A 20,485-nucleotide genomic window follows, 5' to 3' on the forward strand; every position below is an offset into this window, starting at 1 on the left:
TAATCACAGCGATACTTGAGGCACGGTTCGCGCCTCCTGAAACAATCTGACAGGCGTTGCGGCTATGCTTTGCAGTCTCTACCCCCAAAAACGATAACGATGACGGTCACCGAAAACCCCGCGCTCAAGGAAATTTTCAACGAAGCCCGCTTTCGCCTGGCTGCACGAGAGGTCAAGGCGGTCCATCCTTCATTCGATACGCGCCGCTTTTTGAAGGTCGCGCTCGCGGACCTTGAAAGCCTAAGCCTGATGCAACGCCTGCGCCGCATGACGCATGCGTTGCACACGACGCTTCCGGAAGATTTCAGCGAAGCGCTAAGCATTCTTCGCGCGCTCGCACCGAACATGCAGCAAGGATTTTCGACGCTGGTTCTTCCCGATTACGTCGGGCAGTACGGCCGGGACGACTTCGAGCTTTCCATGGATGCGCTCAAGTACTTCACGGGATTCGGTTCGTCCGAATTCGCCGTCCGCGAGTTCCTGCGCCAGGACCTGAAGCGGGCGCTAGCCATCATGAAAGTCTGGTCGCGCGATGAAAGCGATCACGTGCGCCGGCTTGCAAGCGAGGGTTCACGCCCGCGCCTGCCCTGGTCGTTCCGGCTCGACGCCATCATGGCCGACCCGGCGCTCGCCGCCCCTATTCTGGAGAATCTGCGCGCGGACCCGAGCCTCTATGTGCGCAAGTCCGTCGCCAACCATCTCAACGATGTCACCAAGGTGCATCCTGAATGGGTCCTGGACCGGTTGAAGACGTGGCCCATCGATCAAGCGCATACCGCGTGGATCGCAAAACGTGCGTTGCGCTCGCTGATCAAGGACGGTAACGGCCGCGCGCTGGCGTTGATCGGCGCGGGCGGCGCGCCCGAGGTCAAGCTGAGCAAGTTCATCGTTTCGCCGGCTGCGCTAACGCTTGGTGAGCGGGTCACGTTGTCGTTCGAACTGGCATCGAAAAGCGATGAAAGCCAGCGCCTCGTGATCGACTACCGCATGCACTATGTGAAGAAATCCGGCGCAACAGCCGCGAAGGTCTTCAAGCTCAAGGAACTGACGCTCGACGCACGCCAGCGCGTTTCAATAGAACGCACGCAGAACATCCGCGACTTCACCACGCGCGTGCATTACGCCGGAAGGCATGATGTGGAGATCCTGGTCAACGGCGTATGCATGGCGAAGGGTTATTTCGATTTGACCTGTTGAAGCTGAATCAGACCATCGACAAGCGCCCTTTCCGGCCGTTGCAGGGCGTCCAGATCGCGCACGACGATCAGAAGCTGGCGCGGCGCCCAACGATCAGTCAATTCCACGATCCGCACACCCAATGTTCCCCGATAACGCCGCGCCGCAGTGACTGGTACGATCGCGATTCCGGCTCCATGCTCCACCATGCAGCAGATGTTTTCAAAGGTCCGCATGCGCGCACGGAAATAGAAATTCTGCCCCGCGAACAACGCCTGCTCGCCGAGATATTCCGAGAGCGCGCTGCCCGCGCTCAGGCCGATGAAATCTTCCCCGACCACGTCCCTGAGCGCGACCTTGCGTTGGCCGCTCAATGCATGGTCACGCGCGACGATCAGCACGAGTTTATCGGTGGCGAACGGAAACGCCTGCAGCGAACCGTGCTCCACGGCGTCGGCCACGATACCGATTTCCGCCGAGCCGTTGAGCACCGCCTTGACGGTTTCAGCGCTTTGCCGCTCCTTCATATCGATATGAACATTCGGGTGATCGCGAAGAAACTCGGCCAGCGGACGCGGCAGGAATTCGGTGACTGCAGCAGTGTTCGCCCATAGCCGGATGCGGGTCTTGCGGGCCTCGGAATGCTCGCCCAGTTCACCCTGCATGCGTTCGATTTGTGCAAGCACGAGTCGCGCGTGGTGCGCGAGTGTATCGCCGGCGGGGGTGGTCTCCACGCCTCGCCGACCACGCTCGAGCAGCGGCATGCGCAACGCCTCTTCCATGCCTCGCAGACGCGCGCTTGCAGATGGCAGCGACATGTTCGCCTGCGCTGCGCCATGTGTGATGCTGCCGGTTTCCAGCACGTAGAGAAAGAGGCGTAAGTCGATGAGGTCAAAGCGCATCGAGAGGATTGTTCGAGTGGATCAGCCTTAGTTATACCCTAAGGCACAGTTCGCATCATCCACATTGTGGTGGCTGGCAATCCCGGCAGAATGCATCGATTGATCCTCTGCTCGCAATTGGTCCAGGTTGCTTCTACTGCAGGTCTTCCAGAATCATCAGGAGATCCGACGCGATGTTGTCTCCACTACTCGAAACACTCGGCGCCCTGGCGATACTGCTGAGCCTTGCCGTCAACCTTCGCGCGTTGTTCGACCGGCATCGATAGCCGCTGCGGCCGCCGTGTTGCGAACAATCAGCCGATGCACCGTCTTGCCCGACGAAACGCTGGTCTGCTCGGTATCGGACAGGATGGCATGTTGCGCACCGAGCTGATCGAGGACCACTTGTTTATTGAAAGCGGCGTACAGGCGGCCGGTTTTGTCGCGTTGCGATGCGTGTTGCGTAACTCGCCAGCTCAGGTAAAGCGTGCCGCCGGGACGCAGCAGATCGAGCAGACTGCGTACCGCGTCGGGAAGCGTTTCAGGATCCAGGTGCATGATCACCGTCTCGCACAGGACGTTCTCATAGACGCCCCTTTCAACGCCGGCGAGATCCGGGAGCGCGGCGAAACTGAAGCGAATCTCCGGGTGCGTTGCACGTGCGTGTTGCAGCAGGCTTTCGGATGCATCGAAGCCGTGTGCGTCGTAACCGTTCGCCACGAGCCACGCAACGTCGCGGCCGGAACCACAACCTATATCGACGGTCGGTCCGGGTTTGAAATGATGTTGCAGCAAGTCGTACATGTCGACAGGCGCCGCTTGCTCGTGCCATTCCTTCGCGAAGCCGGCAGCGTCGGTGTCGTAAGCCTGTAAGGTTTGTTTGTCCATTCTTGCGTGTCCGTTTGTCTTGATAGCGTTTCGCGAACCTCTGCGCTGATGAGCGACGCGTTGTTGATTGACGCAATTATGTACGACACCGCACATACACCCCGCATCGACGTGCGAACCTTTCGAGAGCGCGTGCGTCCGCCGAATCTCGGCGCCATTTTCGCTGAATTGGACGTCCAATGCTTTTTGACAGGCAAAAGGGGAGCGGTAATTGAAGATCGACTTTTGTGCCGCCCGTTCAAAACCACAGCGAAGACACAGGCTTCAACCGCTTCTACTCATGATCGTGTCGTGTTGCGTGAGCACCGCGCTTCACGCGACAGAAGCAGCATCGAGTGTTGCCCGCGAGTCGAGCGCGAAGGGAGCCCATCATAAAAATCTCGATCGCACCGGCAAGGCACGAAAGGGAACGGCTTCGTACTACGGCCGAAATTTCTACTCGAAAAAGATGGCTGATGGTACGCCGATGAACCCCCAATCCAATGTCGCCGCGAGCAAGACCTTGCCGCTAGGCACCAAGGCCCGTGTCACGAATTTGGAAAACGGCAAAACCGAGGTGGTTGAAATCCGGGATCGCGGCCCTTACGTGAAGGACCGGATCGTCGACGTGTCGCCCAAGACCGCCGATAAACTCGGCTTGAAGGAAAACGGCACCGCTCCCGTCGAGGTCAAGCCCGTGGAAGTCCCGCAACCCGACGGCAGCGTGAAGCCCGGCGCCGGCGCAGCGGGTAGCCAGTAGTGTTGTTTAGATCGTGCCGCTTACCGTTGCCAGGGCGCAGCCTGCCCATTGCCCGCTTTCCCATACTTCTGCGAAGCCGCGCGCACCACTGACATATCGATTTCGCCTTCGTCTGCAAGCGCCTTTAGCGCAGCAATGACGATCGACGCACGATCCACCTCGAAGAATTCGCGCAACGCCTGACGTGTGTCGCTGCGACCGAAACCATCGGTGCCCAGAGCCACGTAACGTCGCGGCACGTATGCACGAATCAGTTCAGGCACGGCGCGCACATAATCAGTCGCCGCAATCACCGGACCGCGCGACGATCCCAGCGCCGTCGTGACGTAAGGCGCAGGCACATCCTCTCCAAGCCGCGCCAATCGTTCGGATGCCATACCATCGCGTTGCAGCTCGGTGAAACTCGTCACGCTCCACACCGCCGCATCGATCTCCCAGTCCTCATGCAACATCCGCTGCGCCGCGATCACTTCGCCGAGGATCGCGCCGGCGCCGAGCAATTGCACCCGCGCCGAACCGTCCGATCCAGTCGCGAGCGGATACATGCCCTTCAGAATCCCCTCGCGCACAAGCGCGAGATCGCCGCCGGGCACCGACGGTTGCGCGTAGTTCTCGTTCATCGCCGTGATGTAGTAGAAGACGTCGTGCTGGCGCTCGACCATTTCGCGCATGCCTTCGTCGACAATCGCCACGAGCTCGTACGCGAACGCGGGATCGTAAGCGCGGCAATTCGGTATGGTCGATGCCACCAAATGACTGCTGCCATCCTGATGCTGTAGCCCTTCGCCGCCGAGCGTCGTCTTGCCCGCCGTTGCGCCGATCAGGAAGCCGCGCGCACGCTGGTCAGCTGCTGCCCAGATGATGTCGCCAATACGCTGGAAGCCGAACATGGAGTAGTAGATGTAGAACGGCAGCATGGGCAGATCGTGCACGCTGTAAGAAGTCGCGGCGGCAATCCACGACGACATCGCGCCCGCCTCCGAAATGCCCTCTTCCAGGATCTGCCCCTTCGTGTCCTCGCGGTAATAAAGCATGGACCCGAGGTCTTCCGGCTCATACAACTGGCCAAGCGGCGAATAGATGCCGACCTGGCGGAACATGTTTGCCATGCCGAAGGTACGGGCTTCGTCGGCGACGACCGGTACCACGCGCGAACCGAGCAACGGGTCCTTCATCAGGCTGCCGAACATGCGCACGATCGCCATGGTCGTCGACATCTCCTTGCCGGCGGCATCGAGCGCGAACTGGCCCCAGCTCGAAATGGAAGGTACGACCAATCCCTTCGATGCCACCCTGCGCCGCCGCGGCAGGTACCCGCCGAGCGATCCACGTCGTGCGTGGAGATATTGCATCTCGGGGCTGTCGTCGGCGGGCTTGTAGAACTTCACCGCCTCGACATCCGCGTCGGAGAGCGGCAAACGGAAACGATCGCGAAATGCCTTGAGGTCATCGAAGCCGAGCTTCTTTTGCTGGTGCGTCGTCATGCGGCCCTGGCCCGATGTCCCCATGCCAAAGCCCTTCATGGTCTTCGCGAGAATCACCGTCGGCTGGCCGCGGTGCCCAAGCGCCTTCGCGTACGCTGCGTGAAGCTTGCGCACGTCGTGACCGCCGCGGCGCAAGCGGTCGATGTCTTCATCGCTTAAATGCGATGCCAGCGCGGCAAGCTCCGGGTTCTGGCCGAAGAAACGCTCGCGGTTGTACGCGCCGTCGTTCGCGGAGAACGTCTGGAACTGGCCGTCGACGGTATGCGCGAATGCACGCAACAACGCGTTGCCCTGGTCGCGCGCGAACAGCGCATCCCAGTCCGATCCCCACAGCACCTTGATCACGTTCCAGCCCGCGCCGATAAACTGCGCTTCGAGTTCATCGATGATGCGGCCATTGCTGCGCACCGGGCCATCGAGCCGCTGCAGGTTGCAGTTGATCACGAAGACGAGGTTGTCGAGCTGTTCGCGCGAGGCCAGGGACAACGCGCCGATCGACTCGGGCTCGTCCATTTCTCCATCGCCGAAAAAGCCCCAAACCTTTCTGTCCTGCGTTTTTGCGAGACCACGGTTGTGCAGATAGCGCATGAAGCGCGCTTGATAGATCGAGTTGATCGGACCAATCCCCATAGAACCAGTCGGGAATTGCCAGAAGTCGGGCATGAGCCACGGATGCGGATATGAACACAACCCCGGCCCCGCGATTTCCTGCCTGTAATGCTCGAGATGCTCTTCGCTCAGGAAACCTTCAAGGTACGCACGCGCATAAACGCCGGGCGACGAATGCGGCTGAAAATACACGAGATCGCCACCCGTGCCTTCCCCGGCATCGGGCGCGGCCGCGCGGAAGAAATGGTTGAAGCCGACTTCGAACAGATCCGCCGCCGATGCATAACTCGCAATGTGGCCGCCCAGTTCACCGTATGCCTTGTTCGCACGCACGACCATGGCGAGCGCATTCCATCGCAGCGCGGCGGCAAGCTTCTCTTCGATCTCCAGATTGCCCGGATATCGGGGCTGCTCGGCGAGCGGGATGCTGTTGGTGTAAGGCGTGACTCGCGCGCGCGATGACTCGATTCCGATCGACAACGCGTGCTCCGCGAGCCGGTCGTACAAATACTGAGCACGGTCACGGCCGACGTGTTCCGTGACCGCGTCCAGCGCCTGCAGCCATTCGGCGGTTTCGGCCGGATCGCTGTCGTCGCGTCCCCGCGAAATGGAAATCAGATGTTCGGTTCCGCTGGATAAATCGGTCATGGCGTGGCTCCGCGTTTCGATAGGGACAAGTCCGCTGCATATCACTACAGCTTAGCTACCGTTGCACAGAATGTGCCTCTGATTTGCATTTCAGGCGGTCTACGGATAGTGTATTTATTCTGCGCCGTCCCACTTTTCCAGAATATTCGAGTTATGACGACATCGCCTAAACGCCTGGACCGGATCGACATCGGGATCCTGAACCAATTGCAGCAGAACGCGCGCATTACCAATGCCGAGCTGGCGCAGGCGGTGAACCTGTCGCAGACGCCATGTTTCAACAGGGTTCGCGCGCTCGAAAAACTGGGCCTTTTCAAGCAGCAGGTGACGCTGCTCAACCCCGAATTGCTCGGCTTGCGCATCAACGTGTTCATTCAGGTGAGTCTGGCGAAGCAGGACGAAGACGCGCTGCGGCAATTCGAAGAAGCGATCAGCGAACGGCCCGAGGTCATGGAGTGCTATCTGATGACGGGCGATGCCGATTACCTGTTGCGCGTGATGGTGCCGGACATTCAGGCGTTGCAGCGTTTTATCGTGGAGAGGCTGACCAAGATTCCAGGGGTATCGAACATTCGGTCAAGCTTTGCGCTCAAGCAGGTGCGGTACAAAACGGCGCTGCCGTTGCCATCGGCGGGCATGACGCTGCAAGACCCCGACGAAGGCGCCGATACCGAATGGAGTTAGACGCTTCATAGATCGATCTGCGGGACACGAAACGAACTCGTCAAGGACCGGAGTTCCGCGCGATGCAGCTCCGCCAGTCGCGCAAGCAGTTTCTCGCTGGTCTTGAGCAGGTGCACTTCAACCTGACGGCGGTCGGTCTCGCTGGCCTTCCGCTTGACGAGCTTCAGCGCTTCGCATCGTGAGACTAACGCTACAACGCCATGATGTTGCGCCTGGAGCCGTTCCGCCAACTCGCCAATGGTCGCCCATTCGCGCTCCGGATAACCCTTGATGTGAAGCAGCAGCAAGTACTGCAGTGGCGTGACGCCTTTGCTTTGTGCGGCCTGCTCGGACACGTCGAAGGCGGTGGCGGCACTGTACTTGTCCATCAAATCCGAGCGCGTCACGATACCGATGACCCGATCTGCGTCGTCGATCACCGGGAGCGCCTTGACATCGTGGCGCTTGAGCAAGTCCCGGGCAGACGTCGCGGGCGCAGACGCCACGGCCGTGAGAACGGGGCTAGACATGATGTCCGCACACGCCAGTTCGCGAAACGAGCGCGCGTACGCGAGCATTTGCGTGTCGCGCATCAGCGATTCAAGATCGTCCAGGTCGATGTCCAGAAGTTCGTCGCGCTGGTTGAGAGCGGCTTGGATGTATTGATTAATACAAAATCAATTCAAAATACTTTCATTATATTTAAACCGCTGAATACCTCGAAAGCCATCCGATTGCCCCGCAGTGTATCCCGCTCACAGAATTACCGGGGTTAATACCAATCCGGCCGATCGTTTCAAGCATCCGCTTAAACAGCGGCGTACACTTCCTCGTGCCGACGCAAGCCGGGCGCCTTATGCGGCGCGGCGCAAAGGAGAGCGCGGCCTCGTTGTTCTTTTAATTAGATTTACGCGAATAGGGGAATACGGCAATGAGCTGGACGCGAGAACAAAGGAACGTGACGATAGCGGCCTATTTGGGCTGGACACTCGACGCCTTCGATTTCTTTCTGATGGTTTTCATACTGAAAGATATTGCCGCCGAGTTTCATACAAAGATTCCGGAGGTCGCATTCGCGATTACCTTGACGCTCGCAATGCGTCCCATAGGCGCATTGATCTTTGGCCGTCTCGCTGATAAATACGGCCGCCGTCCCACGCTGATGATAAACATCGCGATCTATTCACTGCTCGAGTTATTGTCCGGCTTCTCTCCAAACCTCTTCACGCTGCTGGTACTGCGTTCGCTGTTCGGCATTGCAATGGGCGGCGAATGGGGTGTAGGTTCTGCCCTCACCATGGAAACGGTGCCGACCAAAGCGCGCGGATTCGTTTCCGGCCTCTTGCAAGCGGGATATCCAAGCGGTTATTTGCTGGCCTCGATCGTGTTCGGCGTTGCCTATCAATATGTCGGCTGGCGCGGCATGTTTTTCATCGGCGTGGCCCCGGCTCTCCTGGTCCTTTACGTGCGTGCGCATGTACCTGAATCGCCCGCATGGAAAGCGATGGAGAAGCGGCCTCGGCCAAGTTTGCTGAAGACGCTCAAGCAAAACTGGCAACTGTCCGTCTATTCCATCATCCTGATGACGGCATTCAATTTCTTTTCGCACGGCACCCAGGATCTTTACCCCACCTTCCTGCGCGAGCAACATCACTTCGATCCCCATACGGTTTCGCTGATCACCATCGTCCTGAATATCGGCGCGATTTGCGGCGGCCTCTTCTTTGGGTCGATGTCCGAAAAAATCGGGCGTCGCTGGGCAATTTTCATCGCCGCGCTGATCGCATTGCCGGTATTGCCGCTGTGGGCGTTCTCGAGCGGTCCGGTTGCGCTCGCGGCCGGCGCATTTCTCATGCAGATATCGGTGCAGGGCGCGTGGGGTGTCATCCCCGTTCATTTGAACGAGATCTCCCCCGACGAAATCCGCGCCACCTTCCCTGGACTCATCTATCAACTGGGGAACTTGCTGGCATCGGTGAATGCGACCATGCAGGCGTCGATTGCCGTCAAGAACGGGGATAACTATGGACTCGCAATGGCGCTCGTTGGCGGCACGGTCGCCGTGGTGATCGCTGCGCTGATTTTCTTCAGCCGCGAAAGGCGAGGTATCGACATGACCGAATCCGCCGAGCAGGTAGTGGCACGCGCTTCCACTTAAGCTTCCATATAGGCTTCCATAAGGCTTCCAGCTCCTTCCGGGGTGCCGTCCGGCACCCCGCTTTCCGCTCCCTTTCGCCGCACGATCGTTCTCTTTCTAGAGAGCACGCTCCATTAAATGGCTTGTCCATCCGGCCAAAGGTTTTTATCTTCGGTTAAACGCCCGTTTCAATCAGAGGCCAAAACTATTCCGGAGACGCCAGTGCCCAGTCGTTCCATCCCGTCCATCCGCCCCGCCGACACCAAGACCCGACTGCTCGATGCAGCCGAAGCGCAGTACATCGACTCGGGCTACGAGGCCATGTCATTGCGCCATATCACGGCGCGCGCAAACGCGAACCTTGCTGCAGTGAACTACCACTTCGGCGGCAAGGACGCGCTGATCCACGCCATGCTGACGCGGCGTCTCGACGGTCTTAACCGCAATCGCCTCGTGTTGCTTGAACGCTTCCAGTCGATGCACGGCGCGCAACTCACATGCGAACACATTCTCGGCGCGATGTTCATTCCGGCGCTGCAGCAGTCGCGTTGCCCTGAGAGAAGCGGCCCGGCGTTGCTGCGTCTGCTCGGACGCGCGTACACGGACCCGTCGCCGTTCATTCGAGCTTACCTGCGCACGATGTACACCGACGTCGCCGAACGTTTCTTCTGCGCCTTCCAGAGCGTGCTGCCACACTTGCCGCGCGAAGAACTCGGCTGGCGGTTGCACTTCTGCATTGGATCGCTATCGGGCATTCTCGCTGGTGCCGACACGAACAGCCTGATCGATGACTTTACGCAGGGGCGGCGCCTCGAAGATCCGCAATTAATAGGACGTCTTGCGCTCATCATGGTGGCGGCGCTCAAGGCGCCGCAAGCCGTGACACGCGAGATGTGTCCGTTCCAGTCGATGTTCGCCGAATGCAACGCGGCGCCGATCGATACGAAGGAAACGCAACCAGCGTTGGCATGAAACGCGGACCGAGAGACGGGTACACAATGTGCTGATGAATGTGTATTTGGCGCACTGGCACACTGGTTCTCCGTCGTCACCGCGTGACCCGGGCATCGGACATCATCAGGAGAGGTCTTCATGACAGCCAGCTTCGTGATTGCATTGTTCATCGTGAGCGGCGCGTTGATCTATATCCAGGCGCCAGCGACCGCATGGCTCGTGTGGGCCTTGATCTGGATCGCGGCCGGATGGCTCGCCGGCATCGCCGGGCCGGTTGTCACCACGCTTCTCGCCATCGTTTTTGTGGTGCCCGCGTTGATACTCGCAATCAAGCCGCTGCGCCGCGTGATCCTGACCCGATCCATCTTCGATCTCTTCCGCAAGATCCTCCCGCAGATGTCCCCGACCGAACGCGACGCCATTGAAGCGGGAACGGTCTGGTGGGACGCGGCGCTTTTCTCGGGACGCCCCAAGTGGGACACGCTGCTTGAAACCGGTGCGCCGGTCTTGACGGCGGAAGAACGCGATTTCATCGAAGGGGAATGCACTCGGCTTTGCGATATCGCCAACGACTGGGAAACCACTGCCGTCTGGCAGGATCTCTCGCCAGAGGCGTGGGATTTCATCAAGTCGAAAGGGTTTCTCGGCATGATCATTCCGAAGCAGTACGGCGGCAAGCAGTTCTCCGCCTATGCCCATTCACAAGTGATCATGAAGCTCGCCACGCGTTGCTCGGCGGCCGCCGTTTCCGTGATGGTGCCGAACTCGCTCGGACCTGCCGAGCTGCTGATGCACTACGGCACGCAAGCCCAAAAGGATCACTATCTGCCGCGTCTCGCGCGTGGCGATGAAATCCCCTGCTTCGCGCTGACAAGTCCTTATGCGGGATCCGACGCGGCTGCGATTCCGGATATCGGCATCGTGTGCAAGGGTGTGTTCGAAGGCCGCGAGACGCCCGGCTTCCGGGTGACCTGGGAAAAGCGTTACATCACGCTTGGGCCCATCGCAACCGTACTCGGTCTTGCGTTTCGTGCGCTCGATCCCGACCATCTTCTTGGCCCCGCCGATGAACCCGGCATCACCTGCGCGCTCATCCCGACCAAGCATCCCGGAGTCAACATCGGGCGTCGTCACTGGCCCCTGAATGCGGTGTTCCAGAACGGGCCGAACTGGGGCCACGAGGTGTTCATCCCGATGGACTGGGTCATTGGCGGACGCGATCAAGTGGGCAACGGCTGGCGCATGCTGATGGAATGTCTTGCGGCCGGACGGGCGATTTCGCTGCCGTCGTCGAATGTGGGGATGGCCAAGCTCGCTGTCCGCGGGACGGGCGCGTATTCGGCGGTGCGCCGGCAGTTCCGTACTGCGATCGGCAAGTTCGAGGGGGTGCAGGAAGCGCTCGGACGCATGGGCGGCAACCTTTATGTGATGGACGCGGCACGGCGCTTGTCGGCGCAAGCGGTGGATCTGGGCGAGAAACCGTCGGTGATATCGGCGATCGCGAAATATCACATCACCGAACGCGCGCGCAAAGTCATCAACGACGGCATGGACGTGGTCGCAGGAAAAGGCATCTGCATGGGGCCATCTAATTTCCTCGCTCGCGCTTATCAGCAAGTGCCCATCTCCATCACCGTGGAAGGCGCGAACATTCTCACGCGCAGCCTGATCATCTTCGGTCAGGGCGCGATAAGTTGTCATCCGTACGTGCTCAGGGAGATGGCCGCAACACGGGATTCGGACCGGGCCAAAGGCCTGCGCGATTTCGATAACGCCTTCTTCGGCCACGCCAGTTTCACCGCATCGAACATGGTTCGCAGCCTTGTATTCGCGCTGGGCGGCAGCGTGCTGATTCCGAAACCCGCCCGCGCCGATGCACGTCTTGTGCCCTACTACCGCGCATCCACACGCATGGCGACGGCGTTTGCCCTGCTCGCAGATGTCTCGATGTTCGTGCTCGGCGGCGAACTGAAGCGGCGCGAGCGTTTGTCGGCAAGACTCGGCGATATCCTTTCGCAGCTTTACCTGATCTCGGCGACGCTCAAGCGTTTCGAAGACGACGGCCGCCGCGACGCCGATCTCCCGCTCGTGCGATGGGGCGTCGAAGATGCGCTGCATCAGGCGCAATCTGCTTTCGATGCCGTGTTGTCAAACTACCCGAACCGCGTCGCCGCAGGCCTCGTGCGCGTGCTCGCGTTCCCGTTCGGCCTGCCGCATCGCGTGCCGGGCGACCGGCTCGGAACACTGATTGCCGAGTTGATGACCACGCCCGGCGAGGCGCGCGAACGCCTGATTGCGGACTCATATGCGCCTGATGCGAGCGTCGACCCGATTGGTTACGGCGAGCTGATGTTCGCGCTCAATCCGCGATACGCTCAGATCGAGCTCAAGCTGCGCGACGCGGTCAAATCAAAACACATTCCGCCGATGCCCCAAAGCCTGCCCGACCTCGATGCCTGGGCGGCAGATTGCCAAGCGAAGGGTTTTATCGATTCAGAAGAAGCTCAGGTACTCTCCGACTACGCGCGTTACGGAGTGGAAGTCGTGAAGGTGGACGACTTCGGAGCGGATTTCGGTATGCTCGATGCGTTGCAAAAACGCCATGAGGCGCTCGCGAACGAGCCGGAGGCAATCCCGGCATGATCCCGAATGCATCTAAAGCACTTGATACACCTTAATGCACGCGCCCAGGCGCACAGCAGGCAGTGATGACAGACCGTTATCTCGACTTCGTCAACAAACCGTTCGGCGCGAGCGTCGCGCGTTCCATCGGGCTGCCCCGGCCGGAAGTGCTGCGGCGGCATGCGCAAGGCCGCGCGGAATTCGGCGGGATCGCAGCAATTGGCGCGGGGCCATCGCCTACGTTGTTCGAGCCGTTGATGACGCTGCTGGGTTCTGTCGGCATGACGAGTGTTGCGCATGAAAGCGCGTTGAGCTGGCTGCCAGTGGCGGCACGCCATAACGCAATGAGCGGCCGCTTCGAACCGCGTTCGCCCGATGCGCCGCCGAACGATCGCGTACAAGCGCTCATCTTCGATGCCACGGGCATGGCCGACAGCACGCACTTGCATGCTCTCTACGGCTTCTTCCACGATGCCATCCGGTCCGTGGCAAAAAGCGGCCGCATCATCGTGCTCGGATTGCCGCCGGAATCGTGCGCGTCCCCGAAGATGTGGACGGCGCAGCGCGCCCTGGAAGGCCTGACGCGTTCGCTTGGCAAGGAGGCGCGTGGCGGCATCTCGTCGAATCTCGTGCAGATGGAACCCGGCGGCAACATGGAAGGTGCGTTGCGCTTCCTGCTGTCGCCGCGCTCGGCGTATATATCGGGACAAGTCATTCGTATCGATGCGACGCCCGCTTCGCCACCCGCAGACTGGAATCAGCCTTTGGCGGCCAAGCGTGCGCTGGTGACGGGCGCGGCGCGCGGCATCGGGGCAGCGATCGCGCATGTGCTGGCCGAACGCGGCGCGCATGTGATCGGGCTCGATGTAGCCGAGGCGCAGGATGCGCTCGACCAGACCATGCTCGCGCTGGAAGATGCGTGGCCGTCGCAGGGCGCGCATACGGCGCTGCTTGCAGATATCGCCGCGCCTGACGCGCCTGCCACGATCTCGGCCGCGCTGGCGGCGTTCGGCGGTATCGATATCGTCGTGCATAACGCCGGCATCACCCGCGACAAGACCATCGCGAAGATGACCGGGGCTGCGTGGGACAGCGTGATCGACGTGAACCTGTCGGCGCAGGAACGCATCGATGAAGCGCTGCTCGAAAAGGATGTGCTGCATATGGGCGGCAGGATCATAGGCGTATCGTCGATAAGCGGCATCGCCGGCAACCTCGGCCAGACGAACTATGCGACCTCGAAGGCCGGCGTGATCGGCCGCGTGCAAGGGATGGCGAAGCTCCTCGCTGCGCGAGGCATCACGATCAACGCGGTAGCGCCGGGGTTTATCGAAACGCATATGACCGCGAAGATTCCGCTGGGGCTTCGGGAAGCGGGACGGCGCATGAATTCGATGAGCCAGGGCGGCTTGCCTGTCGATGTCGCCGAGACGATCGCGTGGCTTGCGAGCCCGGCATCGAGCGGCATTACCGGCAACGTCGTGCGCGTATGCGGTCAAAGCCTGATCGGAGCGTGAACATGATGCTTGCGTCAGGCGCGGCGCGCATGCGCACGGTGATCGTGGACACCTTGCCGCCGCCGGCGAAACTCTACGGCCGCGCGTTGCAAGGCATCTTCAAGCGTGGCGTCGGCGCGGCAGAGTTGCCCTCGCTTCGGCTCGTGCGGCCCAAGGTGCCGCTCGATCCCGAGCAGATCGGCCGGTATGCGCGCGTGTGCGGATTCATTCCCGAACATGGCGTGCCGCCCACGTTCCCGCACGTGATGGCGTTCCCGCTGCATCTGATGCTGCTCACCGATACCGCGTTTCCGTGGCCCGCAATCGGCCTCGTGCATATATCGAATACGGTGCATATGCGACGTACCTTGCATTCTGGACAGACGCTGCGCATTGAAGTGGAAAGCGGCGCGCTCGTACCGCACGACAAAGGCCAGGCCTTCACGCTGCATACGCGTATCTATAGAGGTGGCGAAGCGGTGTGGGACGCCGACAGCATTTATCTGAAGCGTGGCGTGGCCAATCGTGCGGGCGGTGCGAGCGGTGCTCCCGTTGCGGAAGCATCCGGCATCGAAGCGCCCGTGCTGACACGTGAAGCACGCTGGCAACTGCCCGCGCAACTCGGGCGTGACTACGCGAAGGCATCCGGCGACTTCAATCCCGTCCATCTGCATGCACTCACCGCAAAAGCCTTCGGCTTCCCGCGCGCCATCACTCATGGGATGTGGACGCTTGGCCGAACCGTCGCGGCGTTGCAGCCCTGCAAGCAACTTGGTTCTGCAAATATAAGCGGCGAGTTCAAGTCGCCCATTTTCCTGCCCGCCGAAACCACGCTGTGGACCGCGGCATCATCGACCGCGGCGCGCGACTTCGAAGTCCGCGATCTTGCCGGCGAAAGGCTGCATCTGCGCGGCCGCTTCGATTGGGAATTGTCATGACTACGAGCGCCCTTCCCGCTGTGCGTCGCGTGGCGATCATCGGCAGCAACCGGATTCCGTTTGCGCGCTCGAACACGGCGTATGCGGCGGCATCGAATCAGGACATGCTGAGCTTCGCGCTGCAAGGGCTCGTTGATCGATACGACCTCCATGGCCTGCGCCTGGGCGAAGTCGCGGCGGGCGCGGTCGTCAAGCACTCGCGCGACTTCAACCTCACGCGCGAAGCCGTGCTCTCAACCACGCTCGCGAAGGAGACGCCCGCGTACGATGTCAGCCAGGCATGCGGCACGGGCCTCGAAACTGCCATCCTGGTTGCGAACAAGATCGCGCTTGGACACATCGATGCAGGCATTGCAGGCGGTGTCGATACGACGTCCGACGCGCCTATCGGCGTCAACGAACGGATGCGCAAGATCTTGCTGGAAGCCAACCGCAGCAAGTCGGCGGCGCAGCGCATGAGCGCGCTTGCGAAGCTGCGGCCGGGCATGCTGGTGAAACCCGCGTTGCCGCGCAACAGCGAACCGCGCACGGGTTTGTCGATGGGCGAGCATTGCGAACTGATGGCAAAGCGCTGGAAGATACCCCGCGAGGCGCAGGACGAACTTGCGCTCGAGAGTCATCGCAAACTCTCCGCCGCTTACGAGCGCGGTTTCTTCAACGATCTCATGACGCCCTACAAGGGCCTCTCGCGCGACAACATCCTGCGGCACGATCTCACGCTTGATCGCTTAGCCGCGCTCAGACCTGTCTTCGATCGTGATGCCGGCACGCTCACTGCCGGCAATTCCACGCCGCTCACCGATGGCGCGTCGGCCGTCCTGCTCGCATCCGACGAATGGGCTGCCGCGCGCAACTTGCCCGTGCTCGCGTATTTCACTTACTCGGAAACGGCGGCCGTCGATTTCATCGACAAGAAGGAAGGCTTGTTGATGGCGCCTGCCTATGCGGTTCCGCGTATGCTCGAACGCGCGGGACTCGGCCTCGCGGACTTCAGCTTCTATGAAATCCACGAAGCTTTCGCCGCGCAAGTACTGTGTACGCTCAAGGCATGGGAAGACGATGAATACTGCTGCACGCAGCTCGGTCTCGACGGCCCTTTTGGTTCGATCGACCGGTCGCGAATGAACGTGAACGGCGGGTCGCTGGCGGCAGGTCATCCGTTTGCCGCCACGGGTGGACGAATCGTGGGCGCGCTTGCAAAGATGCTCGCGGGCGAGCCGGATAGGCCCGGCGCAACCACGCGCGGCCTGATATCGATTTGCGCCGCGGGCGGCCAGGGCGTGGTCGCAATCCTCGAACGATGACCGTCAGAAACAGGGCCTTGCAGCGCCCAAGCACATAAAGTGCTGCTCCGTGGAATTTCGGGCGCTCCGAAGCGTTGTGTCACAGATAAATACCCGGCGAATAAACCGCCGTGAACCGCACGACGCCGAAGCAGCCAACAGCCAGAACGCCGAACGCCGAACGCCGAACGATTGGACCACGGAGAATCTCATGCATCGAGTACGACAGCGTCGCCCGCGCGTGTTATCGAATCACACGGCTACAGGCGTGTGGAGCGTGCTGGGCGCCTTCGCGCTGAGCGCGGCCATGTCAGGACCGGCCGGCGCCCAGGAACCCGCCAGCGCGGCTTCTGCCGCCAACACGGCCACGCCGTCTCTCCCCACCTCCGCCGCCACATCTGCCGCCGGGCCTGCGCTTTCCGCCAACGCCACGGCCGAACCGCCGAAAACGCCGGCATCGCAGGTCGGAAAGCTTTCACTCGATCGGCAGGTCCGCTGGCTGAGCCGCGCGGCGCTATCCGGCATGCTCGCGAAAATGAGCGACACGGCGCTGGTGTCTTTGTTTCAATCGCTCGATCCGCTTGCGTTGCCGCGTTATCTGAAGGAAGGTCCGAACGGGTACCCGTCGTATGAGTTCACCATGCTGCGGCGCGAGCGCATCGAGGGAAGATGGCCCGACCAACCCGATCACATGCTCGTGCGTGTCACGCGCGACCCCATGCGCGTCTACGCCAAATGGCTGCCCGACGGCGACCACGCGGGCCAGGAAATCCTCTACGACGAAACCACGCGCCCCGACGAAATGCTCGGCCACCTCGGCGGCATTCTCAACGTCATGACGCTCTGGACTGCACTCGACGGGTCGCTCGCGCGCTCGCAATCACGTCATTCCATTCGCGACCTCGGCACCGAATTCATCACGCAGCAGTTCCTGGCAGAAGGCAAGAAGTTCGCCGAAGCGGGCGTGACCCGAGCGAACAATATCGAGGTGAAGACTATCGACGGCGCGCGCGTGGTGGCATTCACTTACGAAACGCCATCGGGTCAGCCACAGTTCTATGCGAAAAAAGAGGTGCTCGGACTCGACCTGAGAAGGCCGTATTTCCGCACCGCCGAATCCTTCGATAACGACGGCAATGTCTTCGAAAGCATCGTTTTCCAGAACATCGCGCCGAAGGTTTTCGACGAGGACACCTTCAATCCGAAGAACCCGGACTATCACTTCTAGGCGTGCACCGTCTCAGGCGGTAAGCATTCGTCACATGCTTTATTTCGGTTTTAAGTTTTGCCTAAGACTTCGTCGATACCCTCGCCCCACTTGCATCATGACTGTTGCAGTCAAATCGCCCGCAAAGCACTACGCGTAAAGCATCAACGAAAGGAGTTCGTCATGAACCTCCGCGACGCATCGGCTCCAGTGCGAGCCATCAAGAGATTATTGAGCCATCACGAAATTGCCACGCTGCTGTTGCTGCTGCACGCGCCTATCGATGTGCGTGCTGCCACGCCCGATGTCGCCTCGCTCAGCGAATACGGCTACGTGGAAATGGTGACGCCGGAACCGGGCGAAGCCAAGTTTCGCCTGACCGCCGACGGCAACGCCGTCCTGCGCGGGCTCGGCATCAAGTAACGCACCCCGCTACCCGACAACGCGATCTCTGGAATAATCGATTGACTTGTACTTCCGTCAATCGACAAGGAGATCTGCAATGCCTGCCGCTTCATCGTCTACTTCATCGTCTACATTCCGACCGCGCATTCAACGCGTCCTGCTGACCAACGACGATGGTATCGATGCACCCGGCCTCGCCGTGCTCGAAGCCGTCGCAGCGGAAATCGCCGATGAAGTGTGGGTCGTCGCGCCCGAGCACGATCAAAGCGGCACGTCGCATTCCATCAGCCTGCATTCGCCTTTGCGTGTAAGCCAGCACGGCCCTCGCCGCTTTGGCGTACTCGGCACGCCGGGCGATTGCGTCGTGATGGGCGTGCGACACCTGATGCGGGATGCGCGGCCTACGCTCGTGCTATCCGGCATCAACCGCGGTGGCAATCTCGGTGCGGAAACCATGTTCTCCGGCACGGTTGGCGCGGCCATGACGGGCTTGCTGCTCGGTTTGCCGTCGATCGCGCTGAGCCAGACATTCAGCGATCGCGAGAACGTGCGCTGGGATACATCGCGTGCGCTCGCGCCCGGCGTGATCAGTCAACTGGCTACCATCGCACACGATGCACCCACTTGCCTCAACGTGAATTTTCCCGATGTCGATGCCGCTTCAGCGGGTCCGCTCACGCCTACGCGTCAAGGCGTGGGACTGGTGGAGGGTATCGATGTATTGCCGCAAACCGATCCGCGCGGACTGCAATATCACTGGCTGCGATTCCAGCGCGGCCCGCGTGAAAATACGCCCGACAGCGAGACGGCAGTGGTTGCATCGGGACGCGTGTCGGTCACGCCGCTGCACTTCGAACGCACCGATGAACGCACCTTCGCGACGTTGACCGCGGCATTGCGTTAAAAGCCTGAATCAGTCGACGGCGCGCGTTTCAGGCTCTTCGTCGAAGATCTGGAACTTGCGCATCTTCTCCCACAGGACCTTGCGGCTGATACCAAGATGACTTGCCGTGTCCTGCCGGCGCCAGCCGTTGGCATCGAGCGCAGCAAGCACGCGATTGCGCTCGTTCATGTCCCACTTGCTGCGGTCCACGACCACTTCCGCGTTGAGGTCCGGCGGCAACGGCTGCGAGGTCCGGGCGAGTGCCAGCAGCCGCTGCAGGCGCGCCGTATCCCACGATCCCACCTGACGCACCGTCACGCCGATACGCTCAGCGAGATTGCGCAACTCGCGGACATTGCCGGGAAAATAACTGTCGGCGACTGCATCAGCGAGCCAGTAGGGAAGCTCGGGTAAGGTCGCGAGTTTTTCTTGTCCCACCACCTGTGCAATGAACGACTTGAATAACGCAATCTTGTCGACTGCGCCGCGTTCCTCGAGCGACGGAATCTTCAACTCGATCACCGCCAGCCGATAATAAAGGTCAGCGCGAAACTCGCCGTCCTTCACGAGCTGCGGCAAGCTTTTGTGGCTCGCCGCGACCAGCCGGAAATCCACCTTCGCGGGCGTAGCCGAACCAATGCGCGTCACCGCGCTGTCCTCCAGAACGCGCAGCAATTTGACCTGTTGATAAAGCGGCATGTCGCCGATTTCATCGAGGAACAGCGTGCCGCCATCGGCCTGTTCGAAATAGCCCTTGTGGGCGATCACGGCGCCTGTGAACGATCCTTTTGCGTGACCGAAGAAAAGGGATTCAAAGAGACCATCGGGGATGGCGCCGCAGTTCACCGGCACGAACGGTCCCTCTGAATAACGCGAGTGGCGCTCGTGCAGCATCTGCGCAATGCGCTCCTTGCCCACGCCGGTTTCGCCGTGCACGAGGACGCTGGTATCGCAATCGGCGAAGGTTTCCACTTCACGCAGCAAGGTCTGCATGCACTCGGCGTTTGCTATCAGCGCGCTCGATTCCTGAACCTCTTCGCCATGCGCGCGAAGCTGTTGCGCAAGCTTCGCCACCATGCGGCGCAGTTCGGCGCCGGTGAAGTCGAGCGGCAGGATATGCGAGTAGTCGGTGGGGAAAACCGCGGCGTCGCGTTCGCGCGGGGCGGCGCCTACCCAGACGACCGGCATGCCGCGATGCGCTTCCCAGTCGCGCAACGCGAACGCGCCTGTGTCGATCACGCTGACACTCACGATGGCAATCGCCTGGCGCTCCGACGTCTGGCTCGAGGCGATCGACATGCCGTCGGCGCGAATCACATCGACTTCGAAACTCGACATGCAGCGCACCACCTGCTCGACGATATCCGCCTTGCCTTCCCACACATAGATATCGAGGTCGTCGATTTTTGTCGCTGGTCTCATTGATCGAATCTCATGGCTTTGATGCGTGTGGTACTTGATAAGGTTATCGG

At 60.8% G+C, this 20,485-nt stretch carries 17 protein-coding genes; 12 read left to right on the top strand and 5 right to left on the bottom strand.

The annotated features are described in order from the left end of the window. Positions 1–99: 99 nt before the first annotated feature. Entirely contained in the window at positions 100–1,197 is a 1,098-nt protein-coding gene (locus AXG89_RS14805) for a DNA alkylation repair protein (protein WP_062170051.1), read from the top strand. On the opposite strand, the gene AXG89_RS14810 is transcribed toward AXG89_RS14805, so the two are convergent. Continuing rightward, positions 1,176–2,078, bottom strand: coding sequence for a LysR substrate-binding domain-containing protein (locus AXG89_RS14810; RefSeq protein ID WP_062170052.1), 903 nt, complete (start codon positions 2,076–2,078; stop codon positions 1,176–1,178). The two genes, AXG89_RS14805 and AXG89_RS14810, sit on opposite strands and share 22 nt — an antisense overlap. 231 nt (positions 2,079–2,309) lie before the next feature. After that, positions 2,310–2,945 carry a class I SAM-dependent methyltransferase gene (locus AXG89_RS14815; protein WP_062170053.1) on the bottom strand — a complete coding sequence of 212 codons (636 nt, stop codon included), beginning with the start codon at positions 2,943–2,945 and terminating at the stop codon, positions 2,310–2,312. 211 nt (positions 2,946–3,156) lie between these two features. Between AXG89_RS14815 and AXG89_RS14820 the strand changes: the two genes are divergently transcribed. After that, complete coding sequence (locus tag AXG89_RS14820; protein ID WP_231941246.1) at positions 3,157–3,684, top strand: septal ring lytic transglycosylase RlpA family protein; 528 nt, start codon at positions 3,157–3,159, stop codon at positions 3,682–3,684. Positions 3,685–3,704: 20 nt separating this feature from the next. On the opposite strand, the gene mdeB is transcribed toward AXG89_RS14820, so the two are convergent. Then, positions 3,705–6,425, bottom strand: a complete 2,721-nt coding sequence (gene mdeB, locus AXG89_RS14825; RefSeq protein ID WP_061999610.1) for an alpha-ketoglutarate dehydrogenase — start codon at positions 6,423–6,425, stop codon at positions 3,705–3,707. A 153-nt stretch (positions 6,426–6,578) separates the two neighbouring features. Between mdeB and AXG89_RS14830 the strand changes: the two genes are divergently transcribed. Beyond that, the gene (locus AXG89_RS14830; protein WP_061999611.1) at positions 6,579–7,109 is read left to right on the top strand and encodes an Lrp/AsnC family transcriptional regulator; all 531 of its coding nucleotides are present in this window, start codon (positions 6,579–6,581) and stop codon (positions 7,107–7,109) included. 5 nt (positions 7,110–7,114) lie between these two features. Here the strand turns inward: AXG89_RS14830 and AXG89_RS44630 are convergent, their stop codons facing one another. Further along, on the bottom strand, positions 7,115–7,618 hold the full coding sequence (locus tag AXG89_RS44630) for a MarR family transcriptional regulator (RefSeq protein WP_372237090.1): 504 nt from the start codon (positions 7,616–7,618) through the stop codon (positions 7,115–7,117). 401 nt (positions 7,619–8,019) lie between these two features. Here AXG89_RS44630 and AXG89_RS14840 point away from each other — a divergent pair, with 401 nt between their 5' ends. From AXG89_RS14840 to surE, 9 genes are all read left to right on the top strand, one after another. Further along, positions 8,020–9,246, top strand: a complete 1,227-nt coding sequence (locus tag AXG89_RS14840; RefSeq protein ID WP_061999612.1) for an MFS transporter — start codon at positions 8,020–8,022, stop codon at positions 9,244–9,246. A gap of 186 nt (positions 9,247–9,432) precedes the next feature. Next, on the top strand, positions 9,433–10,197 hold the full coding sequence (locus AXG89_RS14845) for a TetR/AcrR family transcriptional regulator (protein ID WP_372237091.1): 765 nt from the start codon (positions 9,433–9,435) through the stop codon (positions 10,195–10,197). A gap of 120 nt (positions 10,198–10,317) precedes the next feature. Then, entirely contained in the window at positions 10,318–12,822 is a 2,505-nt protein-coding gene (locus tag AXG89_RS14850) for an acyl-CoA dehydrogenase (RefSeq protein WP_062170054.1), read from the top strand. 65 nt (positions 12,823–12,887) lie between these two features. After that, the gene (locus AXG89_RS14855) at positions 12,888–14,318 is read left to right on the top strand and encodes a 3-oxoacyl-ACP reductase (protein WP_062170055.1); all 1,431 of its coding nucleotides are present in this window, start codon (positions 12,888–12,890) and stop codon (positions 14,316–14,318) included. A 5-nt stretch (positions 14,319–14,323) separates the two neighbouring features. Next, on the top strand, positions 14,324–15,235 hold the full coding sequence (locus AXG89_RS14860; RefSeq protein WP_062170638.1) for a MaoC family dehydratase: 912 nt from the start codon (positions 14,324–14,326) through the stop codon (positions 15,233–15,235). Continuing rightward, positions 15,232–16,539 carry an acetyl-CoA C-acetyltransferase gene (locus AXG89_RS14865; RefSeq protein ID WP_062170056.1) on the top strand — a complete coding sequence of 436 codons (1,308 nt, stop codon included), beginning with the start codon at positions 15,232–15,234 and terminating at the stop codon, positions 16,537–16,539. The genes AXG89_RS14860 and AXG89_RS14865 overlap by 4 nt, the downstream gene beginning before the upstream one ends. 190 nt (positions 16,540–16,729) lie before the next feature. Then, the gene (locus AXG89_RS14870; protein ID WP_062170057.1) at positions 16,730–17,746 is read left to right on the top strand and encodes a DUF1571 domain-containing protein; all 1,017 of its coding nucleotides are present in this window, start codon (positions 16,730–16,732) and stop codon (positions 17,744–17,746) included. A 162-nt stretch (positions 17,747–17,908) separates the two neighbouring features. Then, positions 17,909–18,148, top strand: coding sequence for a hypothetical protein (locus tag AXG89_RS14875; protein WP_061999617.1), 240 nt, complete (start codon positions 17,909–17,911; stop codon positions 18,146–18,148). A 79-nt stretch (positions 18,149–18,227) separates the two neighbouring features. Then, positions 18,228–19,034, top strand: a complete 807-nt coding sequence (gene surE / locus AXG89_RS14880) for a 5'/3'-nucleotidase SurE (RefSeq protein ID WP_062170058.1) — start codon at positions 18,228–18,230, stop codon at positions 19,032–19,034. 9 nt (positions 19,035–19,043) lie between these two features. Here the strand turns inward: surE and AXG89_RS14885 are convergent, their stop codons facing one another. Beyond that, entirely contained in the window at positions 19,044–20,435 is a 1,392-nt protein-coding gene (locus tag AXG89_RS14885; protein ID WP_062000886.1) for a sigma 54-interacting transcriptional regulator, read from the bottom strand. Positions 20,436–20,485 lie beyond the last annotated feature (50 nt).

Origin of the sequence: Burkholderia sp. PAMC 26561 (assembly GCF_001557535.2) — a bacterium.
Lineage (GTDB): Bacteria > Pseudomonadota > Gammaproteobacteria > Burkholderiales > Burkholderiaceae > Caballeronia.

Excerpts from the sequence above, each read along its gene's own strand:
- AXG89_RS14885 (WP_062000886.1), bottom strand. The coding sequence starts at position 20,435 with ATGAGACCAGCGACAAAAATCGACGACCTCGATATCTATGTGTGGGAA.
- AXG89_RS14860 (WP_062170638.1), top strand. The coding sequence starts at position 14,324 with ATGCTTGCGTCAGGCGCGGCGCGCATGCGCACGGTGATCGTGGACACC.
- AXG89_RS14870 (WP_062170057.1), top strand. The coding sequence starts at position 16,730 with ATGCATCGAGTACGACAGCGTCGCCCGCGCGTGTTATCGAATCACACG.
- AXG89_RS14815 (WP_062170053.1), bottom strand. The coding sequence starts at position 2,945 with ATGGACAAACAAACCTTACAGGCTTACGACACCGACGCTGCCGGCTTC.
- AXG89_RS14840 (WP_061999612.1), top strand. The coding sequence starts at position 8,020 with ATGAGCTGGACGCGAGAACAAAGGAACGTGACGATAGCGGCCTATTTG.
- AXG89_RS14850 (WP_062170054.1), top strand. The coding sequence starts at position 10,318 with ATGACAGCCAGCTTCGTGATTGCATTGTTCATCGTGAGCGGCGCGTTG.
- AXG89_RS14810 (WP_062170052.1), bottom strand. The coding sequence starts at position 2,078 with ATGCGCTTTGACCTCATCGACTTACGCCTCTTTCTCTACGTGCTGGAA.
- AXG89_RS14805 (WP_062170051.1), top strand. The coding sequence starts at position 100 with ATGACGGTCACCGAAAACCCCGCGCTCAAGGAAATTTTCAACGAAGCC.
- surE (WP_062170058.1), top strand. The coding sequence starts at position 18,228 with ATGCCTGCCGCTTCATCGTCTACTTCATCGTCTACATTCCGACCGCGC.
- AXG89_RS14865 (WP_062170056.1), top strand. The coding sequence starts at position 15,232 with ATGACTACGAGCGCCCTTCCCGCTGTGCGTCGCGTGGCGATCATCGGC.
- AXG89_RS14830 (WP_061999611.1), top strand. The coding sequence starts at position 6,579 with ATGACGACATCGCCTAAACGCCTGGACCGGATCGACATCGGGATCCTG.
- AXG89_RS14855 (WP_062170055.1), top strand. The coding sequence starts at position 12,888 with ATGACAGACCGTTATCTCGACTTCGTCAACAAACCGTTCGGCGCGAGC.
- AXG89_RS44630 (WP_372237090.1), bottom strand. The coding sequence starts at position 7,618 with ATGTCTAGCCCCGTTCTCACGGCCGTGGCGTCTGCGCCCGCGACGTCT.
- mdeB (WP_061999610.1), bottom strand. The coding sequence starts at position 6,425 with ATGACCGATTTATCCAGCGGAACCGAACATCTGATTTCCATTTCGCGG.
- AXG89_RS14875 (WP_061999617.1), top strand. The coding sequence starts at position 17,909 with ATGAACCTCCGCGACGCATCGGCTCCAGTGCGAGCCATCAAGAGATTA.